The sequence below is a fragment of the Mucilaginibacter rivuli genome (assembly GCF_019391655.1).
GTDB classification, from domain to species: domain Bacteria; phylum Bacteroidota; class Bacteroidia; order Sphingobacteriales; family Sphingobacteriaceae; genus Mucilaginibacter; species Mucilaginibacter rivuli.
The window spans coordinates 250,406-270,280 of sequence record NZ_JAHXPQ010000006.1 but is presented as its reverse complement, the minus strand read 5'-3'; the positions used below and the strand labels follow the sequence as shown (position 1 = coordinate 270,280).

Below are 19,875 nucleotides of genomic sequence, written 5' to 3'. Positions count from 1 at the left end.
GAGATTTTCATTTGAATGTAAATTCAAATACTCTTATGCCAATCACTATCCAAAACAGGCTTGCCATCAAAAGCTAAAGCAATTTTGTTCATGCGGTCTGCTACACCCCTAAAAACCATTACGATTTTACTTAGTTGTTTTGCCGTAGGCATTTTTGCGCCTGATTTATATTGCCGTAATAAGCTTTCGTTGAGGTCAATATATCTTGCAAAAGCAGAAACATTAATAAAATCAAAATTCCCGAATATATCCGATACATCGAATCGGCGGTCAATAGTGACATTTTCTATCTGGCAATGCTTTTTTAGATCGGCCCTGACGTTGTTCTCAAGTTCGTCCATACTTTCACCTTTAATAGTATTACCATATTCACCGTACCGGAACCATCCCGAATAGTGGATCTCATCGTGCGTGATGTTCAATGTTACTTTTATCTTTTCCATATTCAAAGATATTAAAAAAGTAACGAATTCGTTACTTTTTTAATAATTGTTCTATTGAATTAATGACGCAATATATTTTTAGTTCTCCAACAATATAGCTGCTCAACCGGAGTCTTGTATAACTGGGCAAGTGCCAAAAATGACCAGCTGACGGACAAGAGTTACCATTCTCTCACGCACAGCGAGGGTACTCGAACTACTGTGCCCAATACCACTACAATAACCTATCGGGTAAGGACTATTTAGGCAATAGTGGTACAAATTGTTGTAGAGTTTAGGTCTCATTTAAGCTTCTGGTATTTACTTTCTAATATATTTCTTTATATTACATTTATATATAATTATGGCAGTTTCAGAACAACAACTTATAACCTGGTCAAAGCCCCTAAGTAAAACAGAGGATACTAAATGCCAGAATGTAGTCAGTCAGGTGACTCAAGTGCTGCGTACCAAATTTGGGTATGGTATCGATATATTTCTCCAGGGTTCGTATCAGAACGATACTAACGTTAAGCAAGATAGTGATGTCGACATTGTTGTTCGGTATAATGGGTCATACTTTCCTAACCTGGTATTTTTATCAGACGAACAAAAAAGAATTTACGATGCAAATACACAAGACGCATCGTATCATTTTCCGCAATTTAAAAATGATGTTGAACTGGTTTTGAAAAACAAGTTTGGTACGGATGCCAAGAGAAAAGACAAATGCATTTTTATACAAGGGAATACTAATCGTGTAAATGCGGATGTTGTACCGTGTTTTCCGATGAAGCGAATGAGTGATGCATATACTGCTGGTGCCATAGGTATCAAATTTATTTCTGATGATGGGGGAACTGTGGAAAGCTATCCGGAACAGCACTATGCTAATGGAGTTACAAAGAATACAGCCACCTCAAGGATGTATAAGCGTACGGTTCGTATGCTCAAGAATATAAGAAATAACTTAATTGATACAGGTGTTATTAAGGAAAAGTTTATCTCATCGTTTTTTATCGAATCACTAGTTTATAACGTCCCTAACACTAATTTTAACCAATATAATTACTCAGAGACTTTGAAAAAGGTAATTAAAAAAATCTACGATGATATGGATAATGCAATTACGGTAAATGAGTATGTCGAGGTCAGTGAATTAATGTATTTGTTCAGAGGGAGCGACAGGTCGGCGGCCGATGTAAGAAAATTTATGCTTAAGTGTTGGGAATATGCAGGATTCTGATATCAAACTCATTATTTCAGACGATAAAAAGGTGGAAATACTACTCAATGCATTGGATGAGCGGTATTCTGCCACTAAAGTTATTAGAGAGCGCGTGCAAAATATATGTACCTGGGCACTTGGGTTATTTGTTACCTCATCGGGCTATATTTTAACGTCTACAGCACCTATTTCGATTCATCAAAAAGCATATTTTACAGTTCTCGCAACATTGTCCGTAATAATTTTAAGGGTGTTTTATCTTGAGGATCTGGAGCGTGGATTTAAGTCCCAGCAGCAAATTCAGGCCAAGATTGAGAATGTTTTGGGCCTTTGTAAAAAGGGGACATTTGCTAAAGAATCTATTTATCCTGAATCTTGGTCACATGCCGGTACCAACAAGGGAAAAGGAAAGTTCTTTCTCCATAACTACATTCTAATTTATTCAGGTATGTTCATGTTAATACTTAGCATTTGGCTAAGATAGCTGGGTATTAAAATCCGACATGTTTTGACAACTTCTTCTTTTGGGTGTTTTGTCAGCCAAAATATCTTGAGCTTCTATTATTTCCTTTGCAATTTCTTCCCAATACTCCTTTGTTTCAAAGAGATATTCATCCATGATAGGTAATTTTGTTCTGGACACGGTGTTTTTATTTATTTCGCTATTGTGCACATTAGTGGAAATTGCTTTCCTAATATCATCTTTTAGCTTGAAAAGCTTACACACTTTCATGGTTCGCAATATTTTATTTTCAAGGATGACGCCTTGTGGAAAAACGAACCACTGAAACCTAGTTTTAATTTCAAATGATCTTGTGGCCCATACGGTGCTTATGTTTTTAAGGAACTCTTTAGCAAATGAAAGTAATTCCTCGATATCGAAGCTTTCCTGTTTTCCCAAGCCTTCTTTTTGCTTCTCCAGAGTCCGCAGTTGAAAAGTTAAGTCTTCCATGTGAATTTTCAATAAGTCGCTGTTGATAATGCCCTTGAACTCGTTTTTGCTATAATGGTGCATTTGGTCGTACACTTCTTTTATTTTGGTATCAATAGCTGATTTGCTTTGGACATCGTCTTTATCCTTTCGTTTCAAATGGAAGGTCAAATTTTGCTTTAATACCTCTAAATATTTAGCGTCAAATTCAAAGGCACTTAAAAACGTGACAAATGCCTGCTCTAAGACCTCTTTTCTGATAGTGCTGTTCTTTAGCTCAAAGCCATAATAAGGGTATTTTTTCTTGCGGCCCTGCGCCCAATAACCTCGCAGTTTCAGACCCTCTTCATTGACGATATACCGCCTCAGGGGGAAGTCCTGGTGCTCTTTGCTATATACCTTCATTTTGATGGTTCTGCCGCTTAGGCGCTGTTGTACCACGTTAAACAAGGCTTCAGAAATGATAGGGGTATAAGAGCCTTTGTGTTGTTCCCCGAATTTATCAATAATGCCGCAATACACTTTGTTTCTGACTAACCGGTAAAATTGCGATTTGGTAACAGGTGCTCCCTTTCTTGTCACCAACCCCTTTTTTGCCATGCGCAAGCGTACCTCGTCAGTAGCATATAAACCGGTCTCAATCTCCCTGAATACTTCTGCCATAAGGGGAGCTTTGTCTGTTTGTATAATATTGGCTTTACCATCAATTTTCGCATTGATATAGCCAATGGGGGCATGCCATACATAGCGTCCCTGGCGCATCGCTTCGCGCATTCCGCTCATCGCTCTTTCTGTGCGCACATCGTTGTCAAAATGGGCCATGTTGGCAAACATGTCCTCCATAAACCTGCCCGCCGGGCTGTCATCGAATTGTTCTGACACATAGCGGAATCGCAGGCCGTATTTTACCCGCTTGATGTCCAGTTCCCGGTAGTCATGCCTGTTTCTGGCAATGCGGTCAACCTTATAGGCAACGATATATTGAATGTTATTACTCTTTTGCTTGCAGAACTCCCACATGTTATTGAGTTCTGTACGGTCAAGGGTTTTGGCGCTTTCGCCTTTTTCTATAAAAATTTCTGCCAGTTCAAATCCGTGTGCCGACACGAATTCGCGGCACAATTGTTCCTGAATGGTTAAACTATATCCTTTTACTTGCTCTTCTGATGACACCCGGCAATAGATAACGGCACGGTTACTCTTCTTTTGTTCGTTTTGAAAATACATAGGCATCAACAATAATTTCTGATAACATATTGATCAGTTCCTCTATGGTCGGTTCTTTGTCTGTATAACCCAAAGCGGAGCCACGATTAACGTCATTGTTGCTACACAATAAACCACGTGGCTCCGCTTTGGGGACGTTAATATTTGATTTATTGTGTAGCTTTTTCATAATACCATAATGTTAATTCTTGCATAGATATAAGTATGGCAAAGAGCGAGTATTAAAAAAGAGTGGCTTTTTGGGTGTCAAAAACAAATTAGCCACTCTTTTTTATGCAAATGATATTTCATACCATACAGAAGTACATGACTTCTTATGAACCCTTACAACCGTTCACCCCCATTGGCATAACGAACTGGCGCAACACGAACAAGGTGTTTGGAATTTTATCGAAAGACCGTTTGCAGCACGTATACGCTATCGGAAAGTCCGGTGTCGGTAAATCGACCCTGTTATTCAACATGGCGTATGACGATATTAAAAAGGGCCACGGAATTGCGGTATTAGACCCTCATGGTGACGTTGCTGAGAAACTTATCCGTTCTATTCCCGAACATCGAAAGACAGATGTGATTTACTTTGATGCCACCGCACCAGCCCACCGCACGGGCTTCAATCCCTTTGCGAACGTGCCGCTGGAACAGCGGCATTTAGTAGCTTCTGAAATAGTGATGATGTTCAAGCGAATTTGGGGTGATACCTGGGGGGCACGGTTGGAATACATATTGCGCTTTTCGGTATTAACGTTATTGGATTATCCCACGGCAACGCTGTTAGACATTCAACCGCTATTGCTTGATAGCACCTTTAGAAACCTGGTACTGCACTATACTGATAACCAATACATATTATCGTTTTGGCACAATGAATACAATAACTACCCGGCCACACTAAAAGCCGAGGCCATTATGCCTATACTTAATAAAGCAGGGGTATTTGCTGCCAGCGAAACACTGCGGGAGATTGTCGGACAGCAATACGGGATTGATCTGGACGGTATTGTCAACGGTCAAAAGATATTGATATGCAACCTATCCAAAGGACTTATTGGCGAGGATGTTTCGCAAATCCTGGGCAGTTTGCTAACTACTGGCCTGCAAATGGCTTCCATGCGGAGAGCAAGCATAGCAGAAGACAAGCGTACCCCGTTTTACATCTTCATTGACGAAGCACATTCATTTATTTCTAATTCGTTCACTACGATGCTTTCCGAGGTACGCAAATTTGGAATAGGCCTGTTTCTCACACACCAGTATTTGGAGCAATTGTCAGGAGATTTGCAAAGCGCCATATTGGGTAATGTGGGTACGATTATATGTTTTCGTTTGGGAACGGCAGATGCAAAGATCATGGCCGAGGAGTTTTACCCGGTGTTTAGGCCGGACGACTTTATCAACCTGCCGAGGTATTGCATGTATTTGAGGTTGTTGATTGATGGTAGTGGGAGCAAGCCGTTTAGTGCTATAACCCAAAAGACCAATGTAGGTTGTTGACATAAGTGCATGAAAATGTACAATAAAGCCACATGAATCGTTTATTTTTAAACAAAATAAATGCAGACAACAATTATACAATAAGGCGGACTGCTAAAGCCGTCATAATAAACCCCATAACCGATGAAGTCCTCTTGATTTCCGATATCTTAGTTGGAGGAGGTGTGGAATCTGGAGAAACTTACCAAACAGCATTATTGAGAGAAATTATGGAAGAGACCGGGGTTGAAGTTGAAATAGTTGGATATTTAGGAAGTGTAATTCAATATCGACAATATTTAAAAAAGAAATATATTATTAGGGGGTACCTTTGTAATTTCACAACAAACATAAGCCAACCAAGTACAGTAGATATAGACGAACTCAAAACAAAAAAAACGTGGAAATGTATTACTGTTGCGATTGATGGTCTGAATAAAAAAATCATGGAATTGCAGAATATACATTCTAAAGATATGCAAACCGATCATTATCAAGCAAGCTTATTCAACAGGCAAATGGCTGTTTTTTTTTTAGGTGAAGCGTTGAAAACATTAAATCAAAAAACTATTTAGAATATTTCCTAATTCTTTCCTCAATCAGCCAATGCCCAAGTGATTTTATTAAACTTAAAATGTCTTCAATTACTATAGTTGGATTTATTGACAGATTTAAAGCCAATTCCATATCATTCTTTTTATCGGGATAGTATTTCGAGAAGGTTTTGTAACATAAGAAAAGTTCATTAGTATATTGTTTTTCTTGTTCAATGACTAATTCCAAACCACATCTCACAAATTTCCTGCAAATCCATGAACACCAGTATTTTGTTAATGAAGGTTCAAAAACTTGTTGCAGCTTAGAAGATGCCTTATTAATACTAATTTCTAAGTGTTGAATAGCAAACGCTATCTCTTTATTAGGCCTAAATTTAGACAGTTTATTTATTAGATTATTACCAAAAAGAAATACCGATTGAATTTCAATCGTAAAAATCCAATGGCTATAATCCTCCTTAGTAATTAAATCATTATAATTTATATAATACAAGTCAAAATTTGAAACGAATTTATATTTAATTAATAATTCCTTTTCAATTAGTCGGATAGCATAAATTTCTTGTTCGGTGGCTGGCTCTTCTAAAATGGCAAAGCAATCATAATCAGAAAAGTTTATTATGGCTTTTCCTCTTGCTACCGAACCTCGCAAATAAATACTATGGATTTTGTTTTTGAATATATTACAGTAGTGATTGACAATATCACTGATTGGTTCTAAAAATGGTTGCTTTATGGTTTGTAGAGAATTCGTATTTATTAAATAGTTTTCATCATTAGTTTTTACGAAATCGCCTAATTCTAAAACTTTAAATTTCATTTCCGATTATTTCTAAGAGGCCTGATAAAACCATTCTTTTTGCAATCAGCATTTTGCTATTATTATCAATTGGGCCTCTAAGCTCAGTAACGGATAGCTGTTTAGTTTGTAAAATGGAGTCTATTGTTTCCTTTAAGTATAATGGGAAAGTTATCTCTTTATCATAAAAGAGTATCGCCAAAGAATTGGAATTCGAAATATATTTATAAGACACATTATCTCGAAGTTTAATAATAGACCTTAAGGACATATTAACTATTTGAGAACTATTCGCGAAGCGATTTTTGTTATTTGGGTATCTTGTGGCTAAAAAATTATTGTCAAAGGAGTTCAACAAATCCTCAAAGGAAATTTCATCGATAAAATTCTTTATATACAATTTGAAATTTTTTATAAAATATTCTTTTTCTTCATCAGTAGAAAATTTAGTTGGTAGGAACTTTCTAAACTCTTTTTCTTGTTCAGCCTTTAATAGAATCTTTTTTATAAAGTCCACACGTGTATACGGAAATACACCCAATGTAATGTGAATTGACGAATTATCAGTAGTAAAAGTATCGTGAACAAACCCTCTTGGTATATAAATCATATCTCCTGGCAAAAGTTCAATTTCAATAGCAGGAACGACATCTTTATATTTTTTAGATTCCTCGTCGCTAATAATTTGGCTTGATAAAGGTAGGTCTAACAAAGAATCATATAAGCGCCAAGTTTTCTTTCCATCGATTTGTAAAATGAAAATATCATGAGTGTCATAATGTGTGTTGAACCCGCTTGTGTTTTTTTGTGTGACATAAACATTCGCATTAGTACTTATGTCAGTCTCATATTCGATTGAATCACAAAAGTCGGATAGTTTACTTATTGATAATTGTGCTTTTTGAATAGCGATTGTTCCACCCCCATTATAGACATCAAATACTTTGTCGGTATCTATTATATTGTAATCAGGCTCTTCAGATGCTTTTATATATTCATATTTCGACAACGAGTGACCATCTTTAATTATCCTTATAAATGGATAAATGATGTCTTTCCGTGCTAAAAACGCATTAATATCATCCTTAGTCAAAATTGAATCAAAGAAGCGGCGATCATCCCTTTTAATTATTAAGTAATTTTTTTCCCAATAATTGGCAAAAAAATCATTAAGCGTTTTTGGTGTAATTAGGTTTTTAAAGTTAAGAAACTCCATGGCCGTTATTATTTAATAAAAAAGCCACTAATGAAACTCATTAGTGGCTCAATAGAAGTTGAGCTAATTACTTAATATCCAAATGAGTGTCGTAATCTAACTCATTTTTTTCATCATCCGAAGGTTTTAGGTTAACCGATAAATTCAAATCGATGGTATTAACTCCATTATTAATTCGAATATCTTCTTCTCTTACTTCGATTAATCCAACTTCTACAACATTGTTTTGAGGATCTAAATTAGATTTCATAAGATTTAATTTAATAACTCTAATATATAAATAATTTATTTAAATAAATCAACTCCGGAAAATCGGTATGCTTCACTCTCAAACTCCACAAACCCAACGCCAAGTTTCGTCAATCCAGGCATAAGCTTTTCAAGCACATGCCTGGATTGACCGGCTTATTCGCTTTCGCGGCCGACTTGTCATAGTATTTGTTTGGAGTAAGGTCGTTGCGCATGCAAGCTGCCTGTAGCTTGTAATGCGCTTCATTGCATTGCAGCACATACAAGCTACCCGCTTGCTTTGTTGAAGCTCACCGCTGGTCGCCAACTGCTTCACAAGGCTATCGTTTATTGCTCAATCCTTTCACGATAGCCTTGTTTCGTGTAAGACATACTGCATAGCCGCGTCGCTCTCTCTATGCAGACGGTTGGCTCCATTCGCGGCGCGGTTCGCGAAAGACTTATGAATTACAATATTGTAAATAGTTTTGATTAATCGACTACCCTTTTATTTCTAGGCAAAATTTGCCTACAATTTCCACATACTATTTTTAACACTCTTACAATTTGCATCGAGAGCACTCTGTTTTGTTAAACAATAGATATCAAATTCAATATCGATTTGGTAATAACTTAATCTCGCAGTCAATTCTTTACTGAATATAAAATAAGGATTCAATCTATCTCCGTCTTGATTTTACACTTGAAAGCAATCTAATTGATAATTAAACCTTTCAAAGTCAAAGTCAAAGTCAAGTAATAACTTTAACATTTCGGCTTCATGAACATATATATTGTATGGGTTATACATCAATGGATCATTGGGTTGTGGCATAAATATTTTTTTTAAATCCTGAAATTCTAAAAAATCTATATTCTGCTCGCCTACAAGATCTTGAGTATCCTTATCATACCAACTTATTAATCTTTCTATTTTCATACTCACTGCCTATGTTTATGGTTCAATTTTACGTCCACCTACCGGATCCTTTGTCATTTCACCTGTATCTGGATTGGCGCTACCAAGATGATTACCTCGATCATTATACACTTCAACATCACCATGTTGTGAATCCCACTCTAAAAGCTTGCCATCATTATTTTTCCATCTTGTTCGTCCACTTCCTTTATTTCCTGTTCTTTTTGCACCAGGAAATCCCTTGAGCGTCTTAGGCGCAGGTGTGTAGGCAGCGAAATGTACGTCCTTAAGCAAATAATATATCGTAATGCCATCGAGAATAAGATTAACGACAGGTACTTCTTGCAAAGTAACATCCGCAAGTAACAAACGAGCAGGAACTTTTTCTGCTAAACCTACTAGGAAAGGAATTGCAGGAGCAGCAGCATTTTCCGATTGAGGTAATTTCCCCTTGATAATAACCTCTTTTAATGGTTTCGGAGCTGGTGGGGCTGGCTTCGGTTTGCCATCATCATTATCTGCATTTGTACTACGAGACCACATTCCGTCAATATCAATATTATTAATTGGGTTGTTTTCGGCGTAATTGTAAGGTGAAAGATGCTCGTAATCCTCCACTAAAGGGTCAATACCCGTCCACCGCGCAATAACTGGATCATAATATCTTGCTCCATAATCGTATTCATTAAACTGATCTCTTAACTCTTTCCCATTATAAAGGTAATTATTTTTATTACCAAAAACAGATATCGTGGCGCTTAAACCAAATGGGTAATAGTCCGTTTCCTGGATTACTCTTGGCGTAGGAGTTGTTATAGATGGATCTTCATCAAAGTTTAGCCTATTATTGCCTAAGTGATCTTTTAAGGTATATTCATACTTGAAACCTCCGCTACCGTTTGGCACAGCCCTCCCTTCCTCAGTTTGAATAAAATCAATTGCCAGTGGGATAGATATATTGACATTCTCGGTATACTCCATACCTTTTATATAATACCGGTAAATACCTGATACATTATCCTCTTCTTCAATTTTTTCACCGGAACCATCATAACAAATAAACATATCCATAGAACCGCTAAAATCATCCGGTTTACCAAAAATATTGAAATCAGCGTACAATATCCTATCATTTCTATAGTCGAAATACAAATTGCCGTTTCCGTCGTACTGCATAGGACCATAAATGGTTAGAGTGTTAACCAAACCACTTGAAGCGTACATTTGATTACTGTTTGAATAATAGCTATTGTTTAAAACTGCACCATTACGGTAAAGTTTAGTCATATTGCCGCCTTTATCGTAAATTATACCGGTTTCGCTTAAATTGTTGCCAGATGAAATTCCGTCGGTTAAACGATTTACCGCGTCGTAAGCATACTTGAACGACCGGTTACCTGAGGATGTAGTAGTTTCTTCTTCGGAGATATTTCCATTATAATTTACAGTGGCACCTTGAGTCTGCGTATTATATCGCATTTGCTCATGGAACAATGGAGAGTTGATATCTTTTAACCAACCACGTTCGTTATAAGCATATGTGATATCTTGCAAAAAGCTATTCCCGCCATCCTCACTATGTAGGTGTTTTTTAAATGGTTGACCTATATCATTGTAATCGACCTGGCTAAGTAACACATTGGTCGCATTGGGCACTGTAGGTGTGTTGATTTGTTCCCACGACTGCTTTTTACGACCCATATGATCGTAATAATAGGTATTTTGGATAGTTACTTTAGCTGTTAAACCGCCTGTCGTTGTAAAATGTTCTCTTTTGCTTGTACTTATCTGGTTATTAAAATTGTAAGTATTTGTTGTATGATCATAGTTGCCCGTATTCAAATATCCATATCCCTGCAAGTAATGTTGGGCATAAACGTCGGTAATACGCCCTAAATCATCGTAATAGTTTACGCTCCAAAGCATATCTTGGTAATAGAGGACGCTTGATATTGTTGCAGTAGCCATTCCCTGAGTCAATTGGCTATGTTGGGTATGAAAATCATATGTTGACGGTAATCCAGGAATATCGTAGTTATCGTAATAAGTCTTAGTGAATTTCATATAAGAACTACTTGTTGGCCAAGCAACATTTGTATAGTCACTACCGGGTACCCTTGTTTCATATTGAGGACCACTGTCTATCATATATTGGGTCGTAGCGCGATTGGAAATACCGCTGTAATACCAGCCCGTAATAATTATACGACCTAAGTTATCATATTTCGTAAACTTCCAGGAATTTCCAAAATTAGAATCTGAAACCGCGACCATCTGATCTTGGTTGTTATAGACCATATACTCCCAGCCTTTGTCAGGTATCTTCTTTTCTATCAATCTTTTTCTACCATCATAAAAATATTGGTAACACAAACCATCAAGTGCAGCCTGGCTAATGCTTCCCAAATCCGGGTCGGCTTTTGGAGTTAAAACAAATGTCAGGTTTCCCAGATAATCATAAACATAATAGGTTGAAAGTGCCTGCCCCGCCGAGTCGTACTTACGCTTTAAAATGACGCGGCCATATTTGTCTTTATATTCTTCAGTAGTGCCAATCTTAGCCATGGCTGTTACCCAGTTCTCGTCTTTGGTAACAGTAAGATAAAGCTGTCCCGCAGGGTAAGAACCCAATGCCGATAAAGTTCGCTTATACTCTAAACCATTTGTTGTTACCGGCGTAGCTTCGTATTGTTGAACGTCGTTTGCAACATTAACACCATAACTAACCTTTACCGTATGGCCTGCGGATAATTGCCAGTCGTTTCCAGGTGCGCCTTGTTCCAAAACCCGATTAAGGGGAGATGGTTCAAAGTTGGTTTCTGCAACTGGTGTTGCTATCTGCGTTACGCCCGTGGGAGGAGTATTATAAAACGCCGCTTGTTGGACGCCTGTTTGCAGCGCATCGGCACGATACGACCCAATGCTCTCCACGTTATCCGCATAGGGCAAATACTTTTTACCCTCGCGGCCAAGCTCGTCGTACGCTATCGGCTGTACTATATCCTTTGTAGCATCCTGGTTGCCCAAAACCTGTACGTTTTGCATAGGCCTGCCGATGCCATCGAGGTACTGCACGGACAGGGTGGATGCGCACGTGTTATGCAACTGCCAGTCGGCGGTTACAGGGGCGGTTGCGGTATAGGTTTCAACATAATTTTCATCGAAGCTCGCAGTGGCTGCTAAATAGGTGCACGGGACTGTCCAGGGCGGCGAGAAAAACACCTTAGTCTTGCTTTTTTCCTGTATCTTATGGGCTTGGGTAATTTTAGTTGCCGTTTCCTTTGCAACAACTGTGTTAGTTACGTGCCAGGTATTTGTAACTACCGGCGCGGTAACTGTGGCTACGGTTGATACGGTAAGTAAACCTGTTGTGATAAACTTAAGTTTTAATTTAAAAAAGAGCTTATTGTATAAAAGCATAGCAGCTATTTAGTTTGTCAAAGCGAGGGTTTCAGTTAACGTTATTGCTTTTGGGAGGCCGATGATCCCTCTGTACGCATTGGATGAGTGTTTTGCCGTTTATACCCAAGTATAGAATCTACTTTTGCAGTGCGGGCCTGCATTAACTTTCTCTGCAGGGTTCTTTTTTGTTCCATACTCATTGTTGTATCACTTAAAAGCTTCATTATTTGTATGCGTGTAGAGTTCATTATGGCTAATAACTGTTCCTGCTTTACCTTATCAACTGCCGGCGCATGATTCTTGGTCGTATCTGGATTGCCAGCAATCCGTTTATTCGTTTGTGCCATTCCTATATGTGCCAGCATAATGATGACCATCGTTACAATCGCTTTTTTATAATTGAACATATGACGATTTTTTTTAATATGAAGCATAGTGGTAGTTATTGTGTTTCAGAATGTTATAGTCTTTATCGCGTATGTTAACCAACCTACCAAAAGCATCGTATTCGTAGGTTTGTTTCTTGCCATTTGGGTCTATGGTGTAAATTAGTCGATTGAAAAGATCATACCCGTATTGAGTCATCAGTCCGCCATCGTTCGTAAAAACAATTTCGTCAAGTGTTGCCGTTCCCGTTATTGCAACCGGGTTGTTGCCAAAAGAGGGGGCTGCCGGAATTGTGACGGTGTAATAGGTCCAGCCGCTCGGGGCGGTCAGCGTCTGGCTAAAGGTCCCGGTATTGTAGTCTTCCACTGTCACAGTTCCTCCATTTGCCCAAAAGCAAACCTTGGTTGGGTTGATGCCGTCCATCACATATCCAGTAGCTCCGCTGTATCCGCTCCATACCCAGTCTGTTTGCCCGGTCCTCGCATTCGGATCATAAACTTCGTTCCACACTTGCGTATCGAATGAAGATGTTACCGCATTAATATTTGTTGAAAGTATTTTGGATAATAAAAAGCCGTTATAAGACCATAGTAAAGATTCCAACTGGTTATCACGCTTTGTTAAAATTGGATTCATGTAACCGTCATAGTTTAAAAACTCAACGCGCTTGTTAAATAATGTGCCGGGATTTGAGGGGTCTAACACTTCAATGTTAGCATTTGATCCCGGTGTTCCCTGTGAAATTTGCGTGGAAAAATTAGAGGTAAAGACCTGTGATGGAACGATATGCACATGGCTCGAAAAAAGAGCCTTGAAATCATTGATCTTTACGTCGGTAAAATAACTGACCGGGCTATTGTTTACGGCGTTTGGGGTGCGTGTTTTTATTTCGCTGATAACAGGGTTAATATAATTCATTGCCACCATATACCCCATTGCATTGTTCGATGCGTTTGCGGAATAATCGAACGGGTACTTGTAGGTAACCTGGTTTGATTTTCCGGCCAAAAAGTGGATATTATCGCTGTAATTTGGATCATGATTAGCATCATCGTCATATTCCGTTATACTCCGTACAAATTGACCATTATGCGTCCCGTCGGTGTATGTGTAAGTTGTCGCCTTAGTGATGATCGGCTGAACATTGTGATTCCCAATGCTACCGGTATTCATGGTTTCCGTTTTGTAAGTCAGGATCATTTTTTCTGAATTGATATTACGCGTCCCCTTGAACTTAACAAAGGCACTTTGATTTCCGTTGATATCAAACAGTTGAAAATATGACTTTAAATTAATTACGGGATCGGCTATTAAAGCATAGTTATAATTAATTGATTTTATGGAATTATCGTTTGCATCTATCAGCTCTTCTTTTAATAATAATCCTCTTTGCTGCTCCTTGGATTCCATTTCAAAAAACGGGAAATAACCATTTGCACGGATATTTGTCAAATTGGCAAGACCTGTACAGCCATTGGTTAGGTTTGTAAAGGCGCCCTCAGTATCCTGATCTGTCGAGTAGGTGTACATCGTAGCTCCATTATCCGTGTTTAGGCCATATTGCTTTACGGATACATATTTATATCCTACATAGCTGCCTTGAGAAGTTCCTAGCATTGATTGGTTGGTGCTGAACCGCACTAAATTGTATGAATCACCCGATCCTGGAGCTACCGGATATGCAACTTGTGGGTAAGGGCCTCCCAAACTACCAAAACTATAAGCGTACTTTTTTGATAACAGCATATTTCCCGTGGCTGAATAATCGGAGATATCTTTTATTCGTACGCCCCCGCCTTGGTAGGAGTTAAATTCATTTATCTCGTAACTGTATATCGTATAACCTTTTGTCGGATAAACGATCTTGTTAAGCGTACCGTAATCTGCTGTGCTGGGATTGCTCGACCGGTCTAAACCCGGATCAACGTTGGAAGTAGTGCCAAATGGCAAATACGAAGTTTTTGATGGATTAAAGGGGTCATAAGTGATGTATACTTTCGGGAATTGAGGCGAAGAAGAAGTTGCACCGTTCGCATTGTAATATCCCCAAATGTCTTGTTGAGGGGAGTTTCTTTCAGGGAGCAGGTCTCGATTTTTATAAAAGAAACTATATGGCGGCAATGAAGTTCCGTTGCTTCCTTTTTCTTGAACAGATTCCAAATATAATCGTCTGTTTGCCTGGCTGCTACCGCTTCCTGATTCGTAGTAATTAAAATTGTACCCCTTTTTGAAAACCGGATTATAGTCATTAAACCAAGTAACGTATTCGTTAATTTCAGTGTACGCTTTATCTCCGGTAAAGTCAGCCCGCGAATGATCTGCTTTAAATTCAATATAACCGCCATCGTAAACAATTTTCTGCAGTACTTTAACGCCTGACAAAGTATTTGAAAAATCATTCCAAGCTCCTGACTGATACGAAACTGTACAATTCGGTGCTCCTGATATGCTTTTCTTTATATCGTACGATAAATTTGGCATATCAGTCCGGTAATAAAAATTCACTTCTTTTTCTGTTACGGGGTCTTTGATGTTTGTTAAATACCAGGAAGAATCATAGTAGGAAGCATAGATAAGATTACCAGGATGATCGTTTACACTGGTATTTTTTTCAACAGCTGCAAAAGTGTATATAAGCCCGTCTTCGGTCGTGATAACAAATTTATCAACCCCACTATATGGGCCAATAACTTTTAGTGGGTCTTTATTTAATAACACTGGCTGTGTTGCACTGGTGAAAATTATTTTTCCGCTTTTCCCGCCGAAATTATAGAAATGAATGTCGGGTTCAAAATCTGTTGTTCCATAGTCTGAATCATAATAGGGCTCTACGCCCTGACTGTTAAAAAAGCCATTTACATTAGAATTACCTGCCGGCTGAAACTCATCCGCCCACCCCTTTACTGTTCTCGTTACAACCCCGCCGGCGTTCAATGCCCAACCAATACCTACCCTTGAAGCGATTTCATCCACTTTTATGCCGGAGCCATGGTACGAAATTGAAATTGGGACTGTGATTCTACCGGTCTTAATGGTAAACAGTGGGATATCAATACTTGGAGTACCGGTAAATTTACCCACAGGATGTTCCACGTATTTCCCCAATGATGATGCTTCGGGGGATGGTGGATCGTAGTTTGGCAAAAAACCATTTTGGGAAAACGCACAATAATTAAAAAATAAAAAAAACAGACAAATGAGAAGATTTCTTTTCATGTTGGGCAATGATATTATTGCAATGGATTGATATGGAATTTATTAGTTATTATTTATGCTCGCTAAAATATGATTATTTTTATATCAAAAAAATGATGTGGAATATTATTTACTATTTCCCTTTATTTGGTAATAATTATTTAACAATCTTCATTATTAATTATAGAAAACAAACAGAACATCCAACAAAAATACCCGGCTTGCGTGTACCATCCCAAAGCACCGCAAGGAATTTCCGGCATAAACCCGCCTGTCCCATTGCGCCACCCATTTATTCCGTTCCTCCTTGCGGTGCATACCCGCGCCGTGTATAGAGCTTTCTTTTTACTTTTTGTTTTTTTGAAATAATTAGTAGAAATACGGTTAAAAACAGGTAGAAACACGGTTGTCTCAATGTATTGGGTTCTTTTATTTTTATACATGCGTTTCCCCGGGCGCTGTATCTAAACGATTTTTCAACCTAACTCTTAATACATGAACCTGATTTTAAAACCCTCCATCATCGACCACTGGCAGAGTCAGGTCGAGGACTTGCAACTATCGTCGGAAGCCTTTTACAAGGAAATTACCGACACTCTGGACAGGAAGGCGTATCCCAATGTCATCTATGAGCGCACAGCACTGAACCAGGGCGGGTTCTTCTCGGCCAAGCGAGATTACCTCAAGGTGGCGTGGGGAGAGTATGAATTTCTGATTTGCGCCGCACCATTTGGGGCGGACTTCTTTTTTTCCTGGTATATCAAAAAATGCATGTCAACAGGTGCACTCCTCGAGCCGATACCGTTTATCGGAAAATGGCTGTACAGGATGTCGCTGCGAAAGTCATACTACGAGTATGATACCGAAACCATGTTCATGGGAAGTATTAAGAAAGTAGTGGAAAATATCATGGCGAAGGTAGCACAGGACAAGGGGTTGCGCATTGGTCAACGCGAAGCGGCTACCGCCTAATGCCGCTGAATTTAGGGCAGCATTTCACTACCCAGTTCTATGACTTTGAACTGCGGGGGCGTGGCTGGTATGTCGCGCCCTTTCCGGTGCAGTTAGAACCGCACTTCCACCCGTTTTTCGGCTTTCAGTACCCGCAGGCATATATCGATGACGGAAAGAAGGAAACACCGTTATCAAAGTTTGCAGGCTTTTTCAAACCAAAGCCTGTAATTCCCGGAATAGCCCAATATGAAAGCCCACCCTACGAATGGTTCCCATTTACCGATACTGCACCCCTTGCTGGCTTTAAGATCTCATTTCCAAAAAACGCCAGGCCTACTGCCGAACTGATGGAGCAATGCTTCATCATGCTCTCAGGCATCAGGGAGCCGATCAGTTTCGAAATTATAGGAGAGGAAACCAAGATTAGTATTCAGCTTGTCTTTCGCGCTCCCTATGGCGCATATATCCGCAGCCAGGTGCTTGCGTTCTTTCCCGACGTGATACTTATACCTTTGCAGGATACCGACACCCTCATTGACCCCGACCTCTCGATATACACAGTCGATTTTGGCTTGGAAGAAGAATGCATGCGACCAATTAACATCGGGCGTACCCATACTGAACCCTATACCGCCTTATTTGGCATATTGGACGGCTTACGGGAAGATGAGCGTGTGATAGTGCAAGTGTTATTGAATGGCACGGCGAATGCCTGGGCGGAAAGCATGGAGCGTGTAGTGTCCGATGGGCATGGCGGATCGTTCTTTTATGATGCGCCGGACATGCCACGCCTGGCACAGGAGAAAACCGGGAGCCCGCTGTTCGCGGTCGCATTTCGAGTGCTCACCCAGGCACAGGAACTTGATGCAGCATACAGTTTGTTAGAGCAAGTTGCCTTTGCAGTCAGCACCGCCTCACAAAGCCCACACAATGCGCTTGTACCACTTCCTGAGGACGGATACACCTTAGAGCAGCGTATGGAAGACATTGCCTTGCGCCAGTCGCACCGTGTCGGGATGCTGTTGAACAGCAAAGAACTGTGCACGCTGGCGCATTTTCCAAACAGCCAGCTCTCCAAAAAGCTCCATGCATATAACCGCACCACCAAAGCCGCACCGGCTTCACTTATCGGCGTGCCCTATGTATTGGGGATCAACAGCCACTATGGGACGGAAGTCTCGGTGGGAATAAACGAGGCGCAGCGCACCCGGCACGTACACCTCATTGGCGTTTCGGGTAGCGGGAAAACGACCATGCTCCATAACCTCATGATGAATGATGTCCTAAGCGGTGCGGGGCTCTGCTGCATCGATCCCCATGGGGACTTGATTGATACCATTGTGCAGTCCATCCCGGCGCACCGGATAAAGGATGTGGTATTGATCGACCCCTCGGACAGCGAGTTTCCGGTTGCCTTTAACATACTGGGCGCACACAGTGATCTTGAAAAGGAATTGCTGGCTTCAGACCTGGTTGCATTGTTCAAGCGCTTCAGCACTTCATGGGGCGACCAGATGAACAGTGTCTTTGCCAACGCGGTCAGCGCATTTGTATATAACACCACTACCGGTCACTTGGGGGACCTGCGCAAATTCCTCATTGATGCTGATTTCCGCAACAGGATGCTGGCCACCTGTACCGACCCCGACATTGTGTATTACTGGCACAGGGAATACCCGATACTGAAAAGCTCGTCCGTCGGTTCGATACTGACCCGGCTTGACAGTTTCCTGCGCCCGCGCGTGTTGCGGCAGATGGTCTGCCAAACGGAAGGCCTGAATTTTCAGCAATTAATGGACACCAGAAAGATCGTATTGGTGAAATTGTCGCATGGCCTGATCGGCGAGGAGAACAGCTATCTGTTAGGCGCGTTCATCGTATCCAAGCTGCAACAGACCGCCATGGCCCGGCAGGCGCAGCAAGCCAGCGACCGTGTCCTGTTCACCTGCTACATTGACGAGTTTCAGCACTTCATCACGCCGTCCATGAATAGCATATTGAGCGGTGGGAGGAAATTTTTGCTGTCACTGGTTTTGGCGCACCAGGAGCTGCAACAGCTTGCTAAAACCGATAATGACATTGCCAGCGCCTTGCTTGCCAATGCGGCAACGAGGGTCTGTTTCAAATTATCAGACAGCGATGCCAAGCGCATGCAGGAAGGTTTTAGTGCATTTAGCACGGAGGACTTGCAGAACCTTGCAATCGGAGAAGCCATCGTGCGGGTGAACACCAAGGAGCAGGATTTTAACATTGCTGTTGTTCCGCATGCGAATACGGAAAACAGTTATACAGAGGAGATCATTGCTCATTCCCGACAGGTTTGCAGTGTCCGAAGTGGGCCATCTGATACCCAACCATCTGATGAAGAGCCGCAGGCAGCTCCACCACCGCAAAAGGCACCGCCCCCCGTTCCGCCACAACCTGTACCTGAACCAGCGGCGGATTCACCGCCTCCAACGGAAGTGCGGGAGCACCGGTATTTGCAAATGTCTATCAAAACACTGGCGGAAAGCCATGGATACAAGGCCAATATTGAAGCCCCGACACCGGACGGCCAGGGCCTCATTGACGTATTGCTCGAAAAGGGCGGTCAGCATATCGCTGTTGAAATCTCTGTCACCACGCCAGCCTCATGGGAGCTGCACAACATCAAAAAATGCCTGGCTGCTGGGTACTTGACCGTGGTGTGTACCACCACTGCTGCAAAAAAGACCGCGATACAGAAGCGCATCTCATCCGCGCTCACCAGTGAGGAGCAATCGAAGGTGTCTGTCATTACAAAAGACCAAATCCATACGCTCTTTACGACATCAGACCCGCAGCAGAGCGAGACCACATATAAGGGCTATAAAGTGAAAGTGGAATACGGGCAGTCCAATAACGACATACAGCAAAATATCCTGCAACGGATCATGAACGCGAAGAAGTAAACTACGT

At 40.6% G+C, this 19,875-nt stretch carries 16 protein-coding genes; 6 read left to right on the top strand and 10 right to left on the bottom strand.

Annotated features, from left to right (window positions below):
* Nucleotides 1-23: 23 nt before the first annotated feature.
* Nucleotides 24-443 carry a hypothetical protein gene (locus KXQ82_RS15520; RefSeq protein ID WP_219489355.1) on the bottom strand — a complete coding sequence of 140 codons (420 nt, stop codon included), beginning with the start codon at nt 441-443 and terminating at the stop codon, nt 24-26.
* Between the two features lie 343 nt (nt 444-786).
* On the opposite strand from KXQ82_RS15520, the gene KXQ82_RS15515 reads away from it, so the two are divergent.
* Both KXQ82_RS15515 and KXQ82_RS15510 read left to right on the top strand, forming a co-directional pair.
* Nucleotides 787-1,668 (top strand): nucleotidyltransferase domain-containing protein, encoded by an 882-nt coding sequence (locus KXQ82_RS15515; protein WP_219489354.1) that lies wholly within the window; start codon nt 787-789, stop codon nt 1,666-1,668.
* Nucleotides 1,655-2,134 (top strand): hypothetical protein, encoded by a 480-nt coding sequence (locus KXQ82_RS15510; RefSeq protein WP_219489353.1) that lies wholly within the window; start codon nt 1,655-1,657, stop codon nt 2,132-2,134. Before KXQ82_RS15515 ends, KXQ82_RS15510 begins: the two co-directional genes overlap by 14 nt.
* Here the strand turns inward: KXQ82_RS15510 and KXQ82_RS15505 are convergent.
* Both KXQ82_RS15505 and KXQ82_RS15500 read right to left on the bottom strand, forming a co-directional pair.
* Entirely contained in the window at nt 2,126-3,808 is a 1,683-nt protein-coding gene (locus tag KXQ82_RS15505) for a recombinase family protein (protein ID WP_219489352.1), read from the bottom strand. The genes KXQ82_RS15510 and KXQ82_RS15505 overlap by 9 nt on opposite strands.
* Nucleotides 3,777-3,977: a hypothetical protein gene (locus KXQ82_RS15500; RefSeq protein WP_219489351.1), complete on the bottom strand. Its 201-nt coding sequence runs from the start codon at nt 3,975-3,977 to the stop codon at nt 3,777-3,779. The genes KXQ82_RS15505 and KXQ82_RS15500 overlap by 32 nt, the downstream gene beginning before the upstream one ends.
* Nucleotides 3,978-4,081: 104 nt before the next feature.
* Between KXQ82_RS15500 and KXQ82_RS15495 the strand changes: the two genes are divergently transcribed.
* On the top strand, nt 4,082-5,302 hold the full coding sequence (locus KXQ82_RS15495; protein ID WP_369412470.1) for a type IV secretory system conjugative DNA transfer family protein: 1,221 nt from the start codon (nt 4,082-4,084) through the stop codon (nt 5,300-5,302).
* Between the two features lie 32 nt (nt 5,303-5,334).
* Nucleotides 5,335-5,856: an NUDIX domain-containing protein gene (locus KXQ82_RS15490; RefSeq protein ID WP_219489349.1), complete on the top strand. Its 522-nt coding sequence runs from the start codon at nt 5,335-5,337 to the stop codon at nt 5,854-5,856.
* Here KXQ82_RS15490 and KXQ82_RS15485 read toward each other — a convergent pair.
* From KXQ82_RS15485 to KXQ82_RS15455, 7 genes are all read right to left on the bottom strand, one after another.
* The gene (locus KXQ82_RS15485; RefSeq protein ID WP_219489348.1) at nt 5,849-6,658 is read right to left on the bottom strand and encodes a nucleotidyltransferase domain-containing protein; all 810 of its coding nucleotides are present in this window, start codon (nt 6,656-6,658) and stop codon (nt 5,849-5,851) included. The two genes, KXQ82_RS15490 and KXQ82_RS15485, sit on opposite strands and share 8 nt — an antisense overlap.
* Nucleotides 6,648-7,853: a cupin domain-containing protein gene (locus KXQ82_RS15480; RefSeq protein WP_219489347.1), complete on the bottom strand. Its 1,206-nt coding sequence runs from the start codon at nt 7,851-7,853 to the stop codon at nt 6,648-6,650. The genes KXQ82_RS15485 and KXQ82_RS15480 overlap by 11 nt, the downstream gene beginning before the upstream one ends.
* Nucleotides 7,854-7,920: 67 nt before the next feature.
* Nucleotides 7,921-8,103 (bottom strand): hypothetical protein, encoded by a 183-nt coding sequence (locus KXQ82_RS15475; protein WP_219489346.1) that lies wholly within the window; start codon nt 8,101-8,103, stop codon nt 7,921-7,923.
* 675 nt (nt 8,104-8,778) lie between these two features.
* A complete protein-coding gene (locus KXQ82_RS15470; RefSeq protein ID WP_219489345.1) occupies nt 8,779-9,021 on the bottom strand; it encodes a DUF7683 domain-containing protein in 243 nt (80 codons plus the stop codon).
* Nucleotides 9,022-9,036: 15 nt separating this feature from the next.
* On the bottom strand, nt 9,037-12,420 hold the full coding sequence (locus tag KXQ82_RS15465) for a DUF6443 domain-containing protein (RefSeq protein WP_219489344.1): 3,384 nt from the start codon (nt 12,418-12,420) through the stop codon (nt 9,037-9,039).
* Between the two features lie 41 nt (nt 12,421-12,461).
* Nucleotides 12,462-12,836, bottom strand: a complete 375-nt coding sequence (locus KXQ82_RS15460) for a hypothetical protein (protein ID WP_219489343.1) — start codon at nt 12,834-12,836, stop codon at nt 12,462-12,464.
* Nucleotides 12,823-16,005, bottom strand: a complete 3,183-nt coding sequence (locus tag KXQ82_RS15455) for an RHS repeat protein (RefSeq protein WP_219489342.1) — start codon at nt 16,003-16,005, stop codon at nt 12,823-12,825. Before KXQ82_RS15455 ends, KXQ82_RS15460 begins: the two co-directional genes overlap by 14 nt.
* Nucleotides 16,006-16,479: 474 nt before the next feature.
* Here KXQ82_RS15455 and KXQ82_RS15450 point away from each other — a divergent pair, with 474 nt between their 5' ends.
* Together KXQ82_RS15450 and KXQ82_RS15445 are read left to right on the top strand one after the other, a co-directional pair.
* Nucleotides 16,480-16,956, top strand: coding sequence for a hypothetical protein (locus tag KXQ82_RS15450; RefSeq protein ID WP_219489341.1), 477 nt, complete (start codon nt 16,480-16,482; stop codon nt 16,954-16,956).
* Nucleotides 16,956-19,868, top strand: a complete 2,913-nt coding sequence (locus KXQ82_RS15445) for a type IV secretory system conjugative DNA transfer family protein (protein ID WP_219489340.1) — start codon at nt 16,956-16,958, stop codon at nt 19,866-19,868. The genes KXQ82_RS15450 and KXQ82_RS15445 overlap by 1 nt, the downstream gene beginning before the upstream one ends.
* Nucleotides 19,869-19,875 lie beyond the last annotated feature (7 nt).